We start from the raw sequence: 2,697 nt of genomic DNA, 5'->3' as shown, positions 1-2,697 counted from the left end.
AACACAGTGGACGCGAGCAACTGAGGACAAGCCCTCGGCCTATTAGTACCAGTCAGCTCCACCCGTTACCGGGCTTCCACATCTGGCCTATCAACCCAGTCGTCTACTGGGAGCCTTAACCCCTCAAAGGGGGTGGGAATACTCATCTCGAAGCAGGCTTCCCGCTTAGATGCTTTCAGCGGTTATCCTTTCCGAACGTAGCCAACCAGCCATGCCCTTGGCAGGACAACTGGCACACCAGAGGTTCGTCCGTCCCGGTCCTCTCGTACTAGGGACAGCCCTTCTCAATATTCCTACGCGCGCAGAGGATAGGGACCGAACTGTCTCACGACGTTCTAAACCCAGCTCGCGTACCGCTTTAATGGGCGAACAGCCCAACCCTTGGGACCGACTCCAGCCCCAGGATGCGACGAGCCGACATCGAGGTGCCAAACCATCCCGTCGATATGGACTCTTGGGGAAGATCAGCCTGTTATCCCCGGGGTACCTTTTATCCGTTGAGCGACAGCGCTTCCACAAGCCACTGCCGGATCACTAGTCCCGACTTTCGTCCCTGCTCGACCCGTCGGTCTCACAGTCAAGCTCCCTTGTGCACTTACACTCAACACCTGATTGCCAACCAGGCTGAGGGAACCTTTGGGCGCCTCCGTTACTCTTTAGGAGGCAACCGCCCCAGTTAAACTACCCATCAGACACTGTCCCTGATCCGGATCACGGACCGAGGTTAGACATCCAGCACGACCAGAGTGGTATTTCAAGATTGACTCCACACACACTGGCGTGCATGCTTCACAGTCTCCCACCTATCCTACACAAGCCGAACCGAACACCAATATCAAACTGTAGTAAAGGTCCCGGGGTCTTTCCGTCCTTCTGCGCGAAACGAGCATCTTTACTCGTAGTGCAATTTCACCGGGCCTATGGTTGAGACAGTCGAGAAGTCGTTACGCCATTCGTGCAGGTCGGAACTTACCCGACAAGGAATTTCGCTACCTTAGGATGGTTATAGTTACCACCGCCGTTTACTGGCGCTTAAGTTCTCAGCTTCGCACGCCCGAAAGCGCACTAACCGGTCCCCTTAACGTTCCAGCACCGGGCAGGCGTCAGTCCGTATACATCGCCTTACGGCTTCGCACGGACCTGTGTTTTTAGTAAACAGTCGCTTCTCGCTGGTCTCTGCGGCCACCCCCAGCTCACGGAGTAAATCCGATCACCAGTGATGGCCCCCCTTCTCCCGAAGTTACGGGGGCATTTTGCCGAGTTCCTTAACCATAGTTCACCCGAACGCCTCGGTATTCTCTACCTGACCACCTGAGTCGGTTTAGGGTACGGGCCGCCATGAAACTCGCTAGAGGCTTTTCTCGACAGCATAGGATCATCCACTTCACCACAATCGGCTCGGCATCAGGTCTCAGCCTTAACGAGGGACGGATTTACCTACCCCTCGGCCTACACCCTTACCCCGGGACTACCACCGCCCGGGCTGGACTACCTTCCTGCGTCACCCCATCGCTTACCTACTACCATCTTGGGCCGGCGGCTCCACCACTTCCCTTTGCCCGAAGGCTCCAGGACGGCTTCACGGCCTTAGCATCAATGGATTCGATACTGGGCGTTTCAAAGCGGGTACCGGAATATCAACCGGTTGTCCATCGACTACGCCTGTCGGCCTCGCCTTAGGTCCCGACTTACCCTGGGCAGATCAGCTTGACCCAGGAACCCTTAGTCAATCGGCGCACACGTTTCTCACGTGTGTATCGCTACTCATGCCTGCATTCTCACTCGTGAACCGTCCACAACTCGCTTCCGCGGCTGCTTCACCCGGCACACGACGCTCCCCTACCCATCCACACTCCCGTTGGGGATATATGTGTGAATGACACGACTTCGGCGGTACGCTTGAGCCCCGCTACATTGTCGGCGCGGAATCACTTGACCAGTGAGCTATTACGCACTCTTTCAAGGGTGGCTGCTTCTAAGCCAACCTCCTGGTTGTCTCTGCGACTCCACATCCTTTCCCACTTAGCGTACGCTTAGGGGCCTTAGTCGATGCTCTGGGCTGTTTCCCTCTCGACCATGGAGCTTATCCCCCACAGTCTCACTGCCGTGCTCTCACTTACCGGCATTCGGAGTTTGGCTAAGGTCAGTAACCCGGTAGGGCCCATCGCCTATCCAGTGCTCTACCTCCGGCAAGAAACACACGACGCTGCACCTAAATGCATTTCGGGGAGAACCAGCTATCACGGAGTTTGATTGGCCTTTCACCCCTAACCACAGGTCATCCCCCAGGTTTTCAACCCTGGTGGGTTCGGTCCTCCACGAAGTCTTACCTCCGCTTCAACCTGCCCATGGCTAGATCACTCCGCTTCGGGTCTAGAGCGTGCAACTCAATCGCCCTGTTCGGACTCGCTTTCGCTACGGCTTCCCCACACGGGTTAACCTCGCTACACACCGCTAACTCGCAGGCTCATTCTTCAAAAGGCACGCAGTCACGACGCACTGAGTAAACTCAATGCGCGACGCTCCCACGGCTTGTAGGCACACGGTTTCAGGTACTATTTCACTCCGCTCCCGCGGTACTTTTCACCATTCCCTCACGGTACTATCCGCTATCGGTCACCAGGGAATATTTAGGCTTAACGGGTGGTCCCGCCAGATTCACACGGGATTTCTCGGGCCCCGTGCTACTTGGGTGTC

General features: G+C 56.3%; 1 other annotated feature (running past one end of the window).

Going from position 1 to position 2,697, the window contains the following annotated elements:
- Nucleotides 1–21: 21 nt before the first annotated feature.
- Nucleotides 22–2,697: a sequence feature (mutual gap in cmsearch alignment for this rRNA model is longer than 100), on the bottom strand (it continues 205 nt past the right edge of the window).

It is taken from the genome of Streptomyces sp. NPDC055287 (assembly GCF_053646035.1).
This window is presented reverse-complemented; position numbering and strand designations above follow the sequence as displayed.